This window comes from Kitasatospora sp. NPDC018058 (assembly GCF_044327205.1).
In the GTDB taxonomy this organism is placed as follows: domain Bacteria; phylum Actinomycetota; class Actinomycetes; order Streptomycetales; family Streptomycetaceae; genus Kitasatospora.
Genome location: NZ_JBIRFA010000001.1, coordinates 209821 through 227012, shown reverse-complemented (window position 1 = coordinate 227012; position 17192 = coordinate 209821). Strand labels below are relative to the sequence as shown.

The following is a 17192-nucleotide window of genomic DNA, read 5'->3' as shown; positions in this document are numbered from 1 at the left end:
TTCCGTCACAGCAACCCCGGGAGCCACGCCGATGGGCCGCCGCCTCCAGCACCACCGGACGGCACCGCTCGCCGGTCTCGCCGTCCTGACCCTCTCGCTCACGCTCTGCTCCTGCTCCTCCGGGCAGGGCGGCGCCGCCGCGGACGCGATGCCGAGCGCCGCCGGGGTGCCCAAGCTCACCTCGATCGACATCAACCAGCACGACCGCAGCCAGCTGCGCCAGGGCGGCACCCTGAACCTGGCGATCACCCAGTTCTCCCACCAGTGGTCGCCGATCCACACCGACGGCAGCGAGTCCTCGACCATCGCCGTCACCAAGCCGCTGCTGCCGACGTTCTTCCGCTCGGACGCGGCCGGCACCCAGACCGTCAACCCGGCCTACCTGCAGGACGCGCACGCCGACATCAAGGACGGCCGGCAGGTGGTCACCTGGACCCTCAACCCGAAGGCCCACTGGTCCGACGGCACCCCGATCACCTGGCGCGACATCGAGGCGAACTGGCGCGCGCTGAACGGCAAGGACCCGGCCTACCGGCCCTCCAGCAGCACCGGCTTCGAGCTGGTCTCCTCGGTCGAGCGGGGCAAGGACGACTTCCAGGCCGTGATGACCTTCGACCGGCCGTTCTCCGAGTGGCAGTCGATGTTCAACGGCGCCGCCAACGCCCCGCTGCTGCCGGCCGCCAAGGTCGCCACCCCGGACCTGTTCAACTCGGCCTACCTGGACGCGATCCCGCTCACCGCCGGCCCGTTCAAGGTCGAGACGCTGGACCGTGCCGCGCAGACCGTCACCCTGGTCGCCGACCCCACCTGGTGGGGCGACAAGCCGATGCTGGACCGGATCGTCTTCCACGCCATGATGCCGGACGCGATGGGCGCCGCCTTCGCCAAGGGCGAGATCGACCTCTTCAACAACGGCCCCGACCTGGCCGGCTACCAGGTCATCAAGAACACCAAGGGCGCGGCCGTCCGCCGGGCCGGCGGGCCGGACTTCCGGCAGATCACCCTGAACGCCCGTACCCCGGCGCTCAGCGACCCGTCCGTCCGCCAGGCCGTGTTCCAGGCCATCAACCGGGACGCGCTGATCCGCTCCGACCTCAACGGCCTGGACTGGCCCGGCGTCCCGCTCAACAACCACCTGCTGGCCGCCAACCAGAACGGCTACCGGGACAACTCCCTCGGCCTGTCCCGCTTCGACCCCGCCGAGGCCGCCCGCAAGCTGGACGCCGCCGGCTGGAAGCTCGACGGCGACGTCCGCAAGAAGGACGGCCATGAGCTGAACCTGCGGATGATCGTCCCGGCCGGGGTCGCGGTGGCCCAGAACGAGGCGACCGGCGTCACCAAGATGCTCAAGGACGTCGGGATCAAGGTCACCACGGTGACCGCCGCCGCCAACGAGTTCTTCGACAAGTACATCGACCACAACGACTTCGACCTGGCCGCCTACGCCCTGCTCGGCACCCCGTTCCCGGCCAGCGGCAGCCGGGCCGGCTTCGCCCAGAACGGCGGCGCCAACCACGTCGGCGCCGGCAGCCCGGCCGCGGACGCCGCCCTCGACCGGGCCGCCGCCGCGACCGACGCCGCGACCGCCTCCGAGGCGATCAACCAGGCCGACGGCGAGCTGTGGAAGGTGGCCGGCGTGCTGCCGCTCTACCAGCGCCCGCAGCTGTACGGCGCCCGCGCCGACCTGGCCAACATCGGCGCGCAGGGACTGTCCGACATCGCCTGGGAGAACGTCGGCTTCACCAAGTAGGGACGCCTGACGCCGGGTCGGCCGGCGACGGTCAGCCGTGCAGCGTCTCCCGCCAGTAGTGGCAGGCGCTGCGCCGACCCGGAAGCTCGGCGCCCTCCTCGTCCACCACCGGTACCAGCGGCGGGAGTTCGGCCAGGCAGCGGTCCTGCACCCGGTCACAGCGCGGATTGAAGGCGCAGCCCTGCGGGATCCGCAGCAGGCTGGGCGGCAGGCCCTTGATGGCGTGCAGGTTCCGGCCCTTCTGGTCCAGCCGCGGAATGGAGTCCAACAGTCCCCGGGTGTACGGGTGGGCCGGGCGCGCGTACAGCTCGCGGACAGGCGCGGTCTCGACGATCCGACCGGCGTACATCACGGCGATCTCGTCGGCCACGTCGGCGACCACGCCCAGGTCGTGGGTGATCAGGATCAGGCCCATGTTGAACTCGGCCTGGAGGTCGGCCAGCAGGTCCATCACCTGGGCCTGCACGGTCACGTCCAGGGCGGTGGTGGGCTCGTCGGCGATGATCAGGTCGGGCTCCAGCGAGAGCGCCATGGCGATCATGATGCGCTGGCGCATGCCGCCGGAGAACTGGTGCGGGAAGTCGCCGACCCGCTGCCGGGCGGCGGGGATGCGCACCCGGTCCATCAGCTCGACGGCCTTCTCCCGGGCCTCCTTGCGGGAGAGCCCCTGGTGCACCCGGAACATCTCACCGAGCTGGTAGCCCACGCTGAGCACCGGGTTGAGGGCGGACAGCGCGTCCTGGAAGATCATCGCGATCCGCTGGCCACGGACGGCCCGCCGGGCCTTGGGGGGCATGGTCAGCAGGTCCTCGCCGCGGAACAGGATCCGCCCCGAGGTGATCTTCCCGGGTGGCACGTCCAGGATGCCCATGATCGCCTGCGCCGTCACCGACTTGCCGGAGCCGGACTCGCCCAGCACCGCCAGCGTCTCCCCCGCCGCCACCGAGTAGCTCACCCCGTTGACGGCCCTGGCCACACCGTCCTGGGTGTGGAACTCGACGTGCAGGTCCTCGACCTCCAGCAACGGGGTCCCGGGCACCAGGCTCGCCCGACCGCCGCCGACCACCTCCACCGCGTCCATGTGAGCAGCCCTCCTCAGCGCAGCAGCGACCATCGATAGGCGCCTAGCAACTATCAATGACCGGAGCACACTTGGGGAGAGCGCCGCAGATCTCGGTTCCATCACGGCACCGGGCGCGCCCTCGTTCCGAGGACGCGCCCTGAGGACGACCGGGTCAGCTGTCGCCCGGCCCGTCCTCCCGCTCGACGGCGCCCGGCCCGATCTCGCGCTCCGCCGCACTGTGCCCGATCTCGCGCTCCGCCGCGAAGTGACAAGCCGAGTCGTGGAACGCCGCGCCCTTCAGCCAGCCCGGCGCGGCGAGCAGCGGGATCTCCACCGCGCAGCGCTCCTGCGCCTTCCAGCACCGGGTGCGGAACCGGCACCCCGACGGCGGGTTGGCCGGCGAGGGCACGTCCCCGGTGAGCACGATCCGGTCCCGGGACTCGCGCGCCGTCGGGTCCGGCACCGGTACGGCGGACAGCAGCGCCTGGGTGTACGGGTGGGTCGCGTGGTCGTAGATCTCCGCGTCACTGCCGATCTCGACCATCTTCCCCAGGTACATCACCCCCACCCGGTCCGAGATGTGCCGGACGATGGAGAGGTCGTGCGCGATGAACATGTACGACAGGTTGAACTCGCCCTGCAGCCGCTCCAGCAGGTTGATCACCTGCGCCTGCACCGACACGTCCAGCGCCGAGACCGGCTCGTCGCAGATGATGATCTCCGGCTTGAGCGCCAACCCCCGTGCGATGCCGATGCGTTGGCGCTGGCCGCCAGAGAACTGGTGCGGATACCGGTTGATGTACTCGGGATTGAGCCCGACCACGTCCAGCAGGTCCTGAACGGCCTTGCGGCGGTCGCCCTTCGGCGCCACCTCCGGGTGGATCTCGAACGGCTCCCCGATGATGTCGCCGACCGTCATCCGCGGGTTGAGCGAGGTGTACGGGTCCTGGAACACCATCTGGATGTTGCGCCGGACGGCCTTCAGCGCGGAGCCGGACAGCCGGGAGATCTCCTCCCCCTTGTACCGGACCGAGCCGCCGGTGGCCGGCTCCAGGTTCATCAGCACCTTGGCCAGCGTGGACTTCCCGCAGCCGGACTCGCCGACGATGCCGAGCGTCTCACCCTGCATCAGGTCGAAGCCGACCCCGTCCACCGCCTTGACCGCGCCGACCTGCTTCTTGAACAGCACGCCCTTGGTGAGCGGGAAGTGCTTGACCAGCTCCCGCACCTCGAGGATCGGCTCACCGCGCGGCACCTCCTGGTTGAACGCGGCTTCCTCCGGCACCACCGCGCCCAGTGCGCTGGCCCCGTTACCGGTCATGGAGGGTCTCCTTCCAGAAGAAGCAGGCGCTACCGCGCCCCTCCAGCGGCGTGCCGTCCTCCTCGGCGACCGGGAAGAGCTCCGGCACCTCGGCCCGGCAGATGTCCTGCGCCCGGGGGCAGCGCGGGTTGAACGCGCAGCCCGCGGGGATCCGCAGCAGGTTGGGCGGCAGGCCCTTGATGGCGTAGAGCTCCTGGCCCTTCTGGTCCAGCCGCGGAATGGAGTCCAGCAGTCCCCTGGTGTACGGGTGCGCGGGCCGGGCGTAGAGCTCGTGCACCGGGGCGGTCTCGACGATCCGACCCGCGTACATCACCGCGATCTTGTCCGCGACGTCGGCGACCACGCCGAGGTCGTGGGTGATCAGGATCAGGCCCATGTGGAACTCGGCCTGGAGTTCGGCCAGCAGGTCCATCACCTGGGCCTGCACGGTCACGTCCAGCGCGGTGGTCGGCTCGTCCGCGATGATCAGGTCCGGCTCCAGGGCCAGCGCCATCGCGATCATGATGCGCTGGCGCATGCCGCCGGAGAACTGGTGCGGGTAGTCGTTCACCCGTTGCTTGGCCGCCGGGATGCGTACCCGATCCATCAGCTCGACGGCCTTCGCCTTGGCCTCCGCGCGGGAGACGCCCCTGTGGGCCCGGAACATCTCGCCGAGCTGGAAGCCCACGTTGAGCACCGGGTTGAGGGCGGACAGCGCGTCCTGGAAGATCATCGCGATCCGCTGGCCACGGATCCTCCGCCGCTCGTCCTTGCCCATCTTCAGCATGTCCCGGCCGCGGAAGCGGATCTCGCCGCGCGGGATCCGGGCCGGCGGCATGTCCAGGATGCCCATGATCGCCTGCGCCGTCACCGACTTGCCGGAGCCGGACTCGCCGAGCACCGCCAGCGTCTCCCCCGCCCGGACGCTGTAGTTGACCCCGTTGACGGCCCGGGCCACGCCGTCCCGGGTGACGAACTCGACGTGCAGGTCCCGTACGTCGAGCAGCGGCCCCTCGTACGGCGCCTCCCGCTCGCGCTTGGTGGTGTCCACAGCTGTAGTCACGATGCGCTCCCCTCGCTCAGCGAAGCTTCGGGTCGAGGGCGTCGCGCACCGCGTCGCCCATCATGATGAAGGCCAGCACGGTGACGGAGAGCGCCGCGGCCGGGAAGAACAGCACGTACGGGGCCGTCCGGATCACCTTCTGGGCGGAGGAGATGTCGATGCCCCAGGAGATGGTCGGCTCCTGCAGGCCGATGCCGAGGAAGCTCAGCGTCGCCTCGGTCGCGATGTAGCCGCCGAGCGCGATGGTCGCCACCACGATCACCGGGGCGATCGCGTTCGGCAGGATGTGCCGGAACATCAGCCGCCCCGTCCCGGCGCCGAGCGCCCGCCCCGCCACCACGTAGTCGGCCTGTTTGACGGTCAGCACCGCGCCGCGCATGACGCGGGCGATCTGGGTCCAGCCGAGCACGGCCAGCGCGAGGACCACGGTCCACACCGTGCGGACGGTGAACGCGTTCAGCAGCACCAGGGCGCCGAGCAGCAGCGGGATGCCGAAGAAGATGTCGATGATCCGGGAGATCACCGCGTCCACGCCGCCGCCGAAGTACCCGGCGATCATGCCGGTCAGCCCGCCGAGCACGGTGACCGCGGCGGTCACGAAGATGCCGACGGTGATCGAGGCGCGGGCGCCGTACACCACCCGGGCGTAGATCGAGCGGCCCTGCGCGTCGTAACCGAACCAGCCGGCGCCGAAGAAGTCCGTCCAGTCCGGCCGCTTGAGGTAGTCGTGCACCAGATCGGCCTTGCGCGGGTTGGCGTCGGTGAAGGCCCAGGGGAAGATCGCCATGAGCACCAGCAGCACGATCAGCGCGACCGAGAGCAGGAAGATCGGCCGCCGGCGCAGGTCCCGCCAGGCGTCGGCCCACAGGCTCCGGGCCTCCTCGCGCTTCTCCACGTCGCGCTCGACCAGGGTCTCCTGCTCGACCGCCATGCCTTGTTCCCCGGCGTAGTCGAGGCGCGAGACGCCGGGCTTGGGGTGCGGCTCGTACGAGTCCTCGTCGTGGATGTCAGGCATAGCGGATCCTCGGGTCCAGGACCGCGTAGAGCAGGTCGACGAGCAGGCTGGCGACCAGGTAGATGATCACTAGGACGGTCACGATGCCGACCACGGTCGGGCCTTCCTTCGTGTTGATCGCCCGGTACAGGACGTTGCCGACGCCCTGCACGTTGAAGATGCCCTCGGTGACGATCGCGCCGCCCATCAGCGCGCCGAGGTCGGTGCCGAGGAAGGTGATCACCGGGATCAGCGAGTTGCGCAGCAGGTGGCGGGAGACGATGGTGCGCCGGGGCAGGCCCTTGGCGACCGCCGTGCGCATGTAGTCGGCCCGCAGGTTCTCGCCGATGGAGGTCCGGGTGAGCCGGGCCACGAACGCGAGCGAGAGCGAACCCAGCACGATCGCGGGCAGGAGCAGTTGGGAGAGGTCTGTGGAGTCCTGCACCGTCGGGGTCACCCAGCCGAGGTTCGTGGCGAAGATCGTCTGCGCGATGTACGCCAGCACGAAGACCGGGATCGAGATCACCACCAGGGTGAGGAGGAGCACCAGGGTGTCCTGGACGCTGCCGCGCCGCAGGCCCGAGAGCAGGCCGAAGGCCAGGCCCAGGACCACCTCGAAGGTGAAGGCCAGCAGCGCCAGCCGGATGGTGACCGGAAAGGCGTCGGCCATGATGTCGGAGACCGGGCGGCCCGTGAAGCTGGTGCCGAAGTCGCCCTGGAAGAGGTTCCCCATGTAGTGCAGGTACTGCTTCCAGACCGGCTGGTCCAGGTAGTACTTGTGCTTGATGCTGGCCACCACGGCCGGGTCGGCGGCCTTCTCGCCGAACAGCGCGACCACCGGGTCACCCGGCAGCGTGTAGACCATCAGGAAGATCAGCAACGTGGTGCCGAAGAACACCGGGATCATCTGCAGCACCCGCCGCAGTACGTAGCTGCCCATCCGAGCCTCCTCCTTCCTTGGTGCCCGACCGGTTGCGGCCGGTCGGCCGAGAGACCGGGCCCCGCCCTCCGTGCGGGGAGGACGGGGCCGGCCCGGGGGTTCGGGCCCGCCGCCGGGCGGGCCCAGGAGATCAGCCCTTGACCTCGACCTGGGTCCAGGCCGGGTTGCCGAAGGAGTCGAACTGCACGTTCTGCACCTTGGTCGAGTAGCCCGAGTTGGTGCGGTAGTACCAGAGCGGGATGGTCGGCATGCCGCTCGGCAGCACGGCCTCGGCCTTCTGGTAGCCGGTCGTCGAGTCGGCGACGCTGGGGGCCGCGTCGGCCTGGGTCGACAGCTGGTCGAACTGCGGGTTGCTGTAGCCGGTGTCGTTGGAGGCGGCGCCGGTGCGGTACACGTCGGCGAGGAAGTTGGCGTTCAGCGGGTAGTCCTGCACCCATCCGGTGCGGAAGGCGCCGTTGAGCTGGTGCTGGGTGATGGCCTGGCGGGCCGTCTTGAAGTCGGGCTTCGGGTCGCCCAGGCAGTCCACGCCGGTGCCCTGCCGGATCGAGTTGCAGACCGCGTCGACCCACTCCTTGTGGCCGCCGTCCGAGTTGTAGGTGATCAGCAGCTTGTTGCCGGGGACGCCTCCGCCCTCCTGGATCAGCTGCTTGGCCTTGGCGACGTCGAACTTGCAGAAGTCGCCGCAGGCGCCCTCCTTGTAGCCCTCGACGCCCTCCGCCACCCAGGCGCTGGCCGGTTTGCGGGAGCCTTGCAGCACGGTCTTGGTGATGACGTCGCGGTCGATCGCCATCGACAGGCCCTCGCGCACCTTGGCCATTTCCGGCGCGGACCAGTCGGCCTGGTAGAGCGTGAAGCCGATGTTCTGGATCGCGCCCTGCGGGGCGTCGATCGCCCGGTTGCCGAGGTCGCTCTTGTACGTGGCCAGCGCGGACGGCGGCACCTGGTCCATCACGTCCAGGTTGTTGGACTGCAGGTCGGCGTAGGCGGCCTCGGACGTGGTGTACATCTTGAAGACGATGCCGCCGTTCTTCGGCTTGTCCACGCCCTGGTAGTCCGGGAAGGACTTGGTGACCACCTCGGTGTTGTGCGACCAGCTGACGAACTGGTACGGGCCGTTGCCCACCGGTTTCTGCCCGTACCCGGTCGGGTCCTTGAAGAAGCCGTCCGGCAGCGGCGAGAAGGCGATGTAGCCGAGCTTGTACTCGAAGTACGAGACCTTGTGGCTCAGCTTGATGGTGAAGTGCTGGGCGTCGGTGACGGTCAGCCCGGACATCTTGTCCGTGGTCGGCTTCCCGCTGGCCGGGTGGACGTCCTGGTAGCCCTCGATGTCGGAGAACCAGGAGCTGTTGATCTGGGCGTTGGCCGGGTTGGCGCCCCAGTTCCAGGCGTTCACGAAGTTCTGGGCCTGCACCGGGGTTCCGTCGTGGAACTTCCAGCCGGACTTCAGGGTGACGTTGAAGGTCTGCGAGTCACTGGTGTCGATCTTGTCGGCGACCTGCATCCGGAGCTTGGCGTTGCTGGGGTCGTAGTCCACCAGCCCCTTGAAGAGGTTCTGGATGATGCGACCACCGCCGACCTCGTTCGCGTTGGCGGGCTGCAGCGGGTTCTGCGGCTCACTGCTCTGGTAGCTGAAGGTCTTGGTGGCGTCCGACGAACTGGTGCCGCCGCCACCGCTGCTGCTGCACCCGGTGGCCACCAGGACCACGGACGTCGCAGCGGCGAGGACCAGGCGAGCACGGGCGGCTACGGGCATGACGGTCCCTCCTCATGGGTGTGTGTCGCATCACACCCCATGAGAAGCGTGCCCCGGCGACGGCGCGAGTCGGGTGCACCCGGACGAGTGCCATAACCCCTGCGGATTTGACGCAGCGCCGGGTCGACGCAGCACCGGATCGACCGAATGCCGGAAGGGCCCGCGGCCGAAGCCGCGGGCCCTTCCTGGGACGCCGGGGGAGGTCAGGCCGCGGCCGACTCCCGGACCTCGGCGAAGTGGCAGGCAGACTCGTGCGCAGCCGGGCCCTCCAGCGTGGTCGGGATCGCCAGCAGCGGGACCTCCTCCGCGCAGCGGTCCTCCGCCTTCCAGCAGCGGGTGCGGAAGCGGCAGCCGGACGGCGGGTTGGCCGGCGAGGGGATGTCGCCGTTGAGGATGATCCGGTCCCGCGACTCGCGCGCCGCCGGGTCCGGCACCGGCACCGCGGACAGCAGCGCCTGGGTGTACGGGTGGGTGGCGTTGTCGTAGATCTGCTCGTCGGTGCCGATCTCGACCATCTTGCCCAGGTACATCACGCCGACGCGGTCGGAGATGTGCCGGACGATGGAGAGGTCGTGCGCGATGAACATGTACGACAGACCGAACTCGCCCTGCAGCTGCTCCAGCAGGTTGATCACCTGCGCCTGGACGGACACGTCCAGGGCGGAGACCGGCTCGTCGCAGATGATGATCTCGGGCTTGAGCGCGAGGCCGCGGGCGATGCCGATGCGCTGGCGCTGACCGCCGGAGAACTGGTGCGGGTACCGGTTGATGTACTCCGGGTTCAGACCCACGACGTCCAGCAGGTCCTGGACGGCCTTGCGGCGGTCGCCCTTGGGCGCCACCTCCGGGTGGATCTCGAACGGCTCACCGATGATGTCGCCGACCGTCATGCGCGGGTTCAGCGAGGTGTACGGGTCCTGGAACACCATCTGGATGTTCCGGCGGACGGCCTTGAGGGCCGCGCCGCCCAGCTTGGAGATGTCCTCGCCCTTGAACAGCACCTGGCCGGAGGTGGCCCGCTCCAGGTTCATCAGCACCTTGGCCAGCGTGGACTTGCCACAGCCGGACTCGCCGACGATGCCGAGCGTCTCACCCTTCTTCAGGTCGAAGCTGATGCCGTCGACGGCCTTGACCGCGCCGACCTGCTTCTTGAACAGGATGCCCTGGGTCAGCGGGTAGTGCTTGACCAGGTCCTTGACCTCCAGGATGTTCTCAGCCATGGAGGGTCTCCTTCCAAAGGTGGCACGCGCTGCGGCGGCCGGTGAGCTCCTTGCCGTCCTTGTCGGTCACCTGGTGCAGCGCCGGGATCTCCGTGCGGCACAGGTCGGTGGCGACATCGCAGCGGGGGTTGAACGCGCAGCCGGCCGGAACCTTCAGCAGGTTCGGGGGCAGGCCCTTGATCGCGTACAGCTCCTGGCCCTTCTGGTCCAGGCGCGGGATCGAGCGGAGCAGGCCCTTGGTGTACGGGTGCGCGGGGTTCGCGTACAGGTCGTGCACCGGGGCGGTCTCGACGATCCGGCCTGCGTACATCACGGCGATCTTGTCCGCGACGTCGGCGACCACGCCGAGGTCGTGGGTGATCAGGATCAGGCCCATGTTGTACTCGGCCTGCAGCTCCGCGAGCAGGTCCATCACCTGGGCCTGGACGGTCACGTCCAGGGCGGTGGTGGGCTCGTCGGCGATGATCAGGTCGGGCTGCAGCGAGAGCGCCATGGCGATCATGATGCGCTGACGCATACCGCCGGAGAACTGGTGCGGGTAGTCGCTCACGCGCTGCTTGGCAGCGGGGATGCGCACCCGGTCCATCAGCTCGATGGCCTTGGCCTTGGCCTCCGCCTTGGAGGCGCCCTGGTGCACCCGGAACATCTCGCCGAGCTGGTAGCCCACGCTGAGCACGGGGTTGAGGGCGGACAGCGCGTCCTGGAAGATCATCGCGATCTTCCGGCCGCGGATCTTCCGCCGCTCCTCGTTGCTCATCTTGAGCATGTCCTGGCCGCGGTACAGGATCTCGCCCTGGGTCACCTTGCCCGGGGGCATGTCCAGGATGCCCATGATGGTCTGCGCCGTCACGGACTTGCCGGAGCCGGACTCGCCGAGCACGGCGAGGGTCTCGCCGGCCGCGACGGAGTAGTTGACGCCGTTCACGGCCTTGGCGATCCCGTCCCGGGTGTGGAACTCCACGTGGAGGTCCTTGACCTCCAGGAGCGGGGTTCCGACTTCGAGACGGTCACTCTTCTGGTTGTTCTCGATCACGGTGGTCATCGGGTCGTCACCTCTTCTCTCAGCGGAGCTTCGGGTCGAGGGCGTCGCGCACCGCGTCGCCGAGCATGATGAAGGCCAGCACGGTCAGGCTCAGCATGCCGGCGGGGAAGAACAGGGCGAACGGCGCCGTACGGATCACCTTCTGGGCCGAGTTGATGTCGATACCCCAGGAGATGGTCGGGTCCTGCAGACCGATGCCGAGGAAGCTCAGCGTCGCCTCGGTGGCGATGTAACCGCCGAGCGCGATGGTCGCGACCACGATCACCGGGGCGATCGCGTTGGGCAGGATGTGCTTGAACAGGATCCGGCTGGTGCCGGCACCGAGCGCCTTGGCGGCGGTGACGAAGTCGGCCTGCTTGATCGTGATCACCGAACCGCGCATGACACGGGTCATCTGGGTCCAGCCCAGGACGACCAGCGCGAAGACCACGCTCCAGATGGTGCGCGAGGTGAAGGCGTTCAGGATCACCAGCGCGCCGAGCAGCAGCGGGATGCCGAAGAAGATGTCGGTGATGCGGGAGATGATCGTGTCGACCCAGCCGCCGAAGTAGCCGGCGAGCATACCGGTGATGCCACCGAGGATGGTCACGCCGACGGTGACGCAGATGCCGACCACGACCGAGGCGCGGGCGCCGTAGATGACGCGGGCGTAGATGCTGCGGCCCTGGAGGTCGTAACCGAACCAGTCCGCCTGGAAGAAGTGGCTGTAGTTCGGCTTCGTCAGGTAGTGCAGGCGCAGGTCGCCGGCGCGCGGGTCCACCGAGGTGAACAGGCCCGGGGCGATCGCGATGACGATCAGCAGCAGGATGAGCAGCGCGGAGATCACGAAGATCGGCTTGCGCCGCAGGTCGTGCCAGGCGTCGGAGCCGAGGCTGCGGGCCTTCTCCGGCTTGGCGGCCGGGGTGTCGGCGGTGCGCTGCGCCGGGATCTCCTCGGCCGTCTTCTTCTCGGTCAGGTCAGGCATAACGGATCCTCGGGTCCAGGACCGCGTAAAGCAGGTCGACGATCAGGCCGGCGGCCAGGTACACGATCACCAGGAAGGCCACGAAGCCGGAGACCGTCGCGCCCTCCTTCAGGTTGATCGCGTGGAAGAGCGCGTTACCGACGCCCTTGACGTTGAAGATGCCCTCGGTGACGATCGCGCCGCCCATGAGGGCGCCGAGGTCGGTGCCGAGGAAGGTGACGACCGGGATCATCGAGTTGCGCAGCAGGTGGGTGCCGATCACCTTCCGGCGCGGCAGGCCCTTGGCCACCGCGGTGCGGACGTAGTCGGCCTTGATGTTCTCGGCTATGGAGGTACGGGTGAGACGCGCGACGTACGCCAGCGACAGGGAGCCGAGGACGAGGGCCGGCAGCACCAGCTGGGTGATGTCGTTCGAGTCCTGGACCGTCGGGGTGACCCACTTGAGGTTGTCCGCGAAGATCGTCTGGAAGATGAAGCCCAGCACCGGCACCGGGATCGAGATCAGCAGCAGGGTGAAGACCAGCGCGCCCTTGTCGAACGCCTTGCCACGGCGCAGACCGGCGAACAGGCCGATCGCGATACCCAGCACGATCTCGATGGCGAACGCGAACAGCGCGAGCCGGACAGTGACCGGCAGCGCCTCGGTGATCTTGTCGATCACCGGACGTCCGTCCAGGGCCTTGCCGAAGTCGCCGGTGAGCAGCTTGCCCATGTAGTCGGCGTACTGACCGATCAGCGGCTTGTCGAACCCGTATTGGTGCCTCAGCGCGGCGAGCTGCACCGGGTCCGGCGCCTTGTCGCCCCACATCGCCGCCACCGGGTCACCGGGCAGCGCGTGCACCATGAAAAAGATGAGTGCGGTCGTTCCGAGGAACACCGGGATCATCTGGAGCAGTCGCCTTGCGACAAAGCGCCCCATCGTGCCTCCATGTATGGCTCTGCCGGGCCCGTCAACCCGGCCAGAGATAAGTCGGCGTGCCAACGGCCGGTGCCAGTCCTCGCCCTCGTGGGGATGGGACGGGCACCGGCCGTTGTCACCGGGTCAGGCGGTGCCGACCGATTACTACTTCTTGACCTCGACGTCGGTGTAGACCGGGTTGCCGAAGGAGTCGAACTTCACGTTCTGGACCTTGTTGGAGTAGCCCGAGTTGGTCTTGTAGTACCAGAGCGGGATGGCCGGCATGTCCTTGGCCAGAACGGCCTCGGCCTGCTGGTACAGGTCGGCGGTCTTCTCGGCCGAGGTGGCGGCGTCCGCGTCGTGGGACAGCTTGTCGAACTCGGGGCTCGAGTAGCCGGCGTCGTTCGCGGAGGCACCGGTGCCGTAGACGTCCCGCAGGAAGTTGGCGTTCAGCGGGTAGTCCTGCACCCAGCCGGTCCGCATCATGCTGGGGACCTGCTTCTTCGTGATGATGTCACGCGAGGTCTTGAAGTCCGGCTTCGGGTCGCCGAGGCACTCGACGCCGGTGGACTGCTTGATCGAGTTGCAGACCGCGTCCACCCACTCCTTGTGACCACCGTCGGAGTTGTAGATGATGCTGATCTTGTTGCCCGGGACGCCGCCACCCTCCTGGATGAGCTGCTTCGCCTTGGCCGGGTCGAACTTGCAGGCGTCGCCGCAGGTGCCGGCCTTGTAGCCCATGACGCCCGGCGCCACGAACGAGTCGGCGGGCTGGCGGCTGTTGTTCAGCACGGTCTTGGTGATGGTGTCGCGGTCGATCGCCATCGACAGGCCCTGGCGGACCTTGGCCTTGGCCGGGTCGCTCCAGTCCGTGTTGTACATCGCGAACGAGATGTTCTGGATGGCGCCCTGAGCCTGGTCGATCGCGCGCTTGCCCAGGTCGTCCTTGTACTTCGGCAGGTCGGTCGAGTCGACCTGGTCCAGGACGTCCAGGGTGTCGGACATCAGGTCCTTGTACGCGGCCTCGGACGAGGTGTAGTTGCGGAAGACGATTCCGCCGTTCTTCGCCTTGTTGCTGCCCTGGTACTTGTCGTAGGCCTTCAGGGTGATGGCCTTGTTGTGCTCCCACGACACGAACTGGTAGGGGCCGTTGCCGACCGGCTTCTCGCCGTAGCCCTTGGGGTCGGCGAAGAAGCCGGTGGGCAGCGGGTAGAAGGCCGAGTAGCCCAGCTTGTACGTGAAGTACGAGACGGGGGCGGTCAGTTCGACGGTGAAGTGGGTGTCGTCGACGACCTTGAGGCCGGACATCTCCTTGGCGGTCGGGTCGCCCTTGTCCGGGTGCACGGCGTCGTAGCCGGCGATGTCCGAGAACCAGTCGGAGTTGATCTGGTTGTTGGCCGGGTTGGCGGACCAGTTCCAGGAGTCCACGAAGGACTTGGCGTTGACCGGGGTGCCGTCGTGGAAGGTCCAGCCGGACTTCAGGGTGACGGTGTAGTTCTTGGAGTCGGTGGTCTCGATCTTGTCGGCCACCTGGTTGCGCAGGCCACCGGTCACGGGGTCGTAGTCGACGAGGCCCATGAAGAGCTGCTTGACGATACGGCCGCCCTGGTTCTCCATGGCGTTGGCCGGCTGCAGCGGGCGCTGCGGCTCACCGCTCTGGAAACTGAAGACGCCCTGGGCGTTGACCGCGCCGCCGTCCGAGCTCCCGCTGGAGGAGTCGCTGCTGCCACTGCTGCTACAAGCAGTCGCGGCGAGCGCGACAGCGACAGCTGCGACAACCCACTTGGCCTGGCTCACACCACGCATCGGTGTGCCTCCTGAATTCGACGTTGCAACGAGGAGGGCATAGCGGAACGGTTGTCACCGGGCTCGCAATGCCGTCCGCGCTCGTGGTTTCGGCGCGCACCCCTGCGCGTTCACCCTTGACCCGAGCCTGACTGGCTCCACTATCCGTCACGCACGGACACGAAAGTGACCAGTGACGATCTCAATTAGGTCACATGAACAGTCGGTAAGTTTCGAAAACCGGACATTTGAGACATAGCCAGACAGGTACCAAACGGACAGTCGTCATGCATGACGAACCACCGTGTCCGCTCAGCGGACACTCGGGTGTGATGAGCGTTATTCCGTTAATACCGGCCCCGACAACTTGGAGTAGTTGAAAAAGTTCGCCCCCCTCTCCAATCGGAAAGGGGGGCGAAACAATCCGGCCAATGGCCGTCAGTGCGTCCGGATCACGCCTTCTTGGCGCGCGAGGCAGTACGACCGCGGTCCTTCTGGTCAAGGACGACCTTACGGATGCGAACCGTCTCCGGGGTCACCTCGATGCACTCGTCCTCGCGGCAGAACTCCAGCGACTGCTCCAGCGAGAGCTTGCGCGGCGGAACGATCGACTCGGCCACGTCGGCGGTCGAGGACCGCATGTTGGTGAGCTTCTTCTCCTTGGTGATGTTCACGTCCATGTCGTCGGAGCGCGAGTTCTCGCCGACGATCATGCCCTCGTACACCTCGGTGCCCGGCTCGCAGAAGAGCACGCCGCGCTCCTGGAGGTTGGTCATCGCGAAGGCGGTGACCACACCCGCGCGGTCGGCGACCAGCGAGCCGTTGTTACGGGTGGTCAGCTGGCCGAACCACGGCTCGTGGCCCTCGTGGATCGAGTGGGCGATGCCGGTGCCGCGGGTGTTGGTGAGGAACTCGGTGCGGAAGCCGATCAGGCCGCGGGACGGCACGACGAACTCCATCCGGACCCAGCCCGAGCCGTGGTTGGACATGTTGTCCATCCGGCCCTTGCGGACACCCATGAGCTGGGTGACGGCACCCATGTGCTCCTCGGGGACGTCCACGGTGAGGCGCTCGACCGGCTCGTGGGTCTTGCCGTTGACCTCCTTGGTGACCACCTGCGGCTTGCCGACGGTCAGCTCGAAGCCCTCCCGGCGCATGGTCTCGATCAGGATGGCCAGCGCCAGCTCACCGCGGCCCTGCACCTCCCAGGCGTCCGGACGCTCGGTGTCCAGCACGCGCAGCGAGACGTTACCGATCAGCTCGCGGTCCAGGCGGTCCTTCACCTGGCGGGCGGTGACCTTGCGGTCCACCTTGGCGCCGGACTTGGCGTCCGCGCCCTTACCGCTGCCGCCACGGCCGACCAGCGGCGAGGTGTTGGTGCCGATGGTCATCGAGATGGCCGGCTCGTCCACCGTGATCAGCGGCAGCGCGACCGGGTTCTCCGGGTCGGCGAGGGTCTCGCCGATCATGATGTCGGAGATGCCGGCGACGGCGCAGATGTCACCGGGGCCCGCGACCTCGGCCGGCTTGCGGGTGAGCGCCTCGGTCATCAGCAGCTCGGAGATGCGGACGTTCTGGATCGAGCCGTCGCGCTTGATCCAGGCCACGGTCTGGCCCTTGCGCAGCTCGCCCTGCTCGACGCGCAGCAGCGCGATACGGCCGAGGAAGTTGTCGGCGTCCAGGTTGGTGACGTGCGCCTGCAGCGGGGCGTCCTCGTCGTAGCTGGGGGCCGGGACGTGCTCCAGCAGGGTGGAGAAGAACGGCTCCAGGCTGGTGCTGTCGGCGGGAACGGTGCCGTTCTCCGGCTTGGTCAGCGAGGCGACGCCGTCACGGGCGCAGGCGTAGACGATCGGGAACTCGATCTGGTCCTCGTCCGCGTCCAGGTCCAGGAACAGGTCGTAGGTCTCGTTGATGACCTCGTCGATCCGGGAGTCCGGACGGTCGGTCTTGTTGATGCAGAGGATGACGGGCAGGCGGGCGGCGAGCGCCTTGCGCAGCACGAAGCGAGTCTGCGGCAGCGGGCCCTCGGAGGCGTCGACCAGCAGGACGACCGCGTCCACCATCGACAGACCGCGCTCGACCTCGCCACCGAAGTCGGCGTGGCCCGGGGTGTCGATGATGTTGATGGTGATCGGCGCGCCGCCGTCCTTCGGGTGGTACTTGACCGCGGTGTTCTTCGCGAGAATGGTGATGCCCTTCTCGCGCTCCAGGTCGTTCGAGTCCATCATGCGGTCGTCGAGCTGCTGGTGGGCGGCGAAGGCGCCGGCCTGCTTCAGCATGGCGTCGACCAGCGTGGTCTTGCCGTGGTCGACGTGGGCGACGATGGCGACGTTACGGATGTCGTTACGCGTGGGCATGCCTAGCGGATTCTCCCGGAATCGTGGGTTGCGGCGCCCGGCCGCGAGACGCGCACTTGCGGC

13 protein-coding genes are annotated in these 17192 nt (G+C 68.1%); 1 reads left to right on the top strand and 12 read right to left on the bottom strand.

Annotation, left to right across the window (positions count from 1 at the left end):
- Positions 1-31: 31 nt before the first annotated feature.
- On the top strand, positions 32-1750 hold the full coding sequence (locus ACH4E7_RS01015; RefSeq protein ID WP_396246882.1) for an ABC transporter family substrate-binding protein: 1719 nt from the start codon (positions 32-34) through the stop codon (positions 1748-1750).
- A 31-nt stretch (positions 1751-1781) separates the two neighbouring features.
- Here ACH4E7_RS01015 and ACH4E7_RS01010 read toward each other — a convergent pair whose 3' ends face one another.
- The 12 genes from ACH4E7_RS01010 to typA all read right to left on the bottom strand — a co-directional run bounded on the left by ACH4E7_RS01010 (position 1782) and on the right by typA (position 17129).
- Positions 1782-2831: an ABC transporter ATP-binding protein gene (locus tag ACH4E7_RS01010; RefSeq protein WP_396246881.1), complete on the bottom strand. Its 1050-nt coding sequence runs from the start codon at positions 2829-2831 to the stop codon at positions 1782-1784.
- 154 nt (positions 2832-2985) lie between these two features.
- Entirely contained in the window at positions 2986-4134 is a 1149-nt protein-coding gene (locus tag ACH4E7_RS01005; RefSeq protein WP_396246880.1) for an ABC transporter ATP-binding protein, read from the bottom strand.
- Complete coding sequence (locus ACH4E7_RS01000; RefSeq protein WP_396246878.1) at positions 4124-5176, bottom strand: ABC transporter ATP-binding protein; 1053 nt, start codon at positions 5174-5176, stop codon at positions 4124-4126. Before ACH4E7_RS01000 ends, ACH4E7_RS01005 begins: the two co-directional genes overlap by 11 nt.
- Before the next feature lie 16 nt (positions 5177-5192).
- Positions 5193-6107, bottom strand: a complete 915-nt coding sequence (locus tag ACH4E7_RS00995) for an ABC transporter permease (protein WP_396247135.1) — start codon at positions 6105-6107, stop codon at positions 5193-5195.
- A 76-nt stretch (positions 6108-6183) separates the two neighbouring features.
- The gene (locus ACH4E7_RS00990; protein WP_396246877.1) at positions 6184-7110 is read right to left on the bottom strand and encodes an ABC transporter permease; all 927 of its coding nucleotides are present in this window, start codon (positions 7108-7110) and stop codon (positions 6184-6186) included.
- A gap of 130 nt (positions 7111-7240) precedes the next feature.
- Positions 7241-8863 (bottom strand): ABC transporter substrate-binding protein, encoded by a 1623-nt coding sequence (locus tag ACH4E7_RS00985; protein ID WP_396246876.1) that lies wholly within the window; start codon positions 8861-8863, stop codon positions 7241-7243.
- Positions 8864-9066: 203 nt separating this feature from the next.
- On the bottom strand, positions 9067-10083 hold the full coding sequence (locus ACH4E7_RS00980; protein ID WP_396246875.1) for an ABC transporter ATP-binding protein: 1017 nt from the start codon (positions 10081-10083) through the stop codon (positions 9067-9069).
- Entirely contained in the window at positions 10076-11125 is a 1050-nt protein-coding gene (locus ACH4E7_RS00975) for an ABC transporter ATP-binding protein (protein WP_396246874.1), read from the bottom strand. The genes ACH4E7_RS00980 and ACH4E7_RS00975 overlap by 8 nt, the downstream gene beginning before the upstream one ends.
- Positions 11126-11144: 19 nt before the next feature.
- Entirely contained in the window at positions 11145-12089 is a 945-nt protein-coding gene (locus ACH4E7_RS00970; RefSeq protein ID WP_396246873.1) for an ABC transporter permease, read from the bottom strand.
- Positions 12082-13008, bottom strand: a complete 927-nt coding sequence (locus ACH4E7_RS00965; protein ID WP_396246871.1) for an ABC transporter permease — start codon at positions 13006-13008, stop codon at positions 12082-12084. Before ACH4E7_RS00965 ends, ACH4E7_RS00970 begins: the two co-directional genes overlap by 8 nt.
- Positions 13009-13152: 144 nt before the next feature.
- The gene (locus ACH4E7_RS00960) at positions 13153-14793 is read right to left on the bottom strand and encodes an ABC transporter substrate-binding protein (RefSeq protein WP_396246870.1); all 1641 of its coding nucleotides are present in this window, start codon (positions 14791-14793) and stop codon (positions 13153-13155) included.
- A 431-nt stretch (positions 14794-15224) separates the two neighbouring features.
- Entirely contained in the window at positions 15225-17129 is a 1905-nt protein-coding gene (typA, locus tag ACH4E7_RS00955) for a translational GTPase TypA (protein WP_396246869.1), read from the bottom strand.
- Positions 17130-17192: the final 63 nt, after the last annotated feature.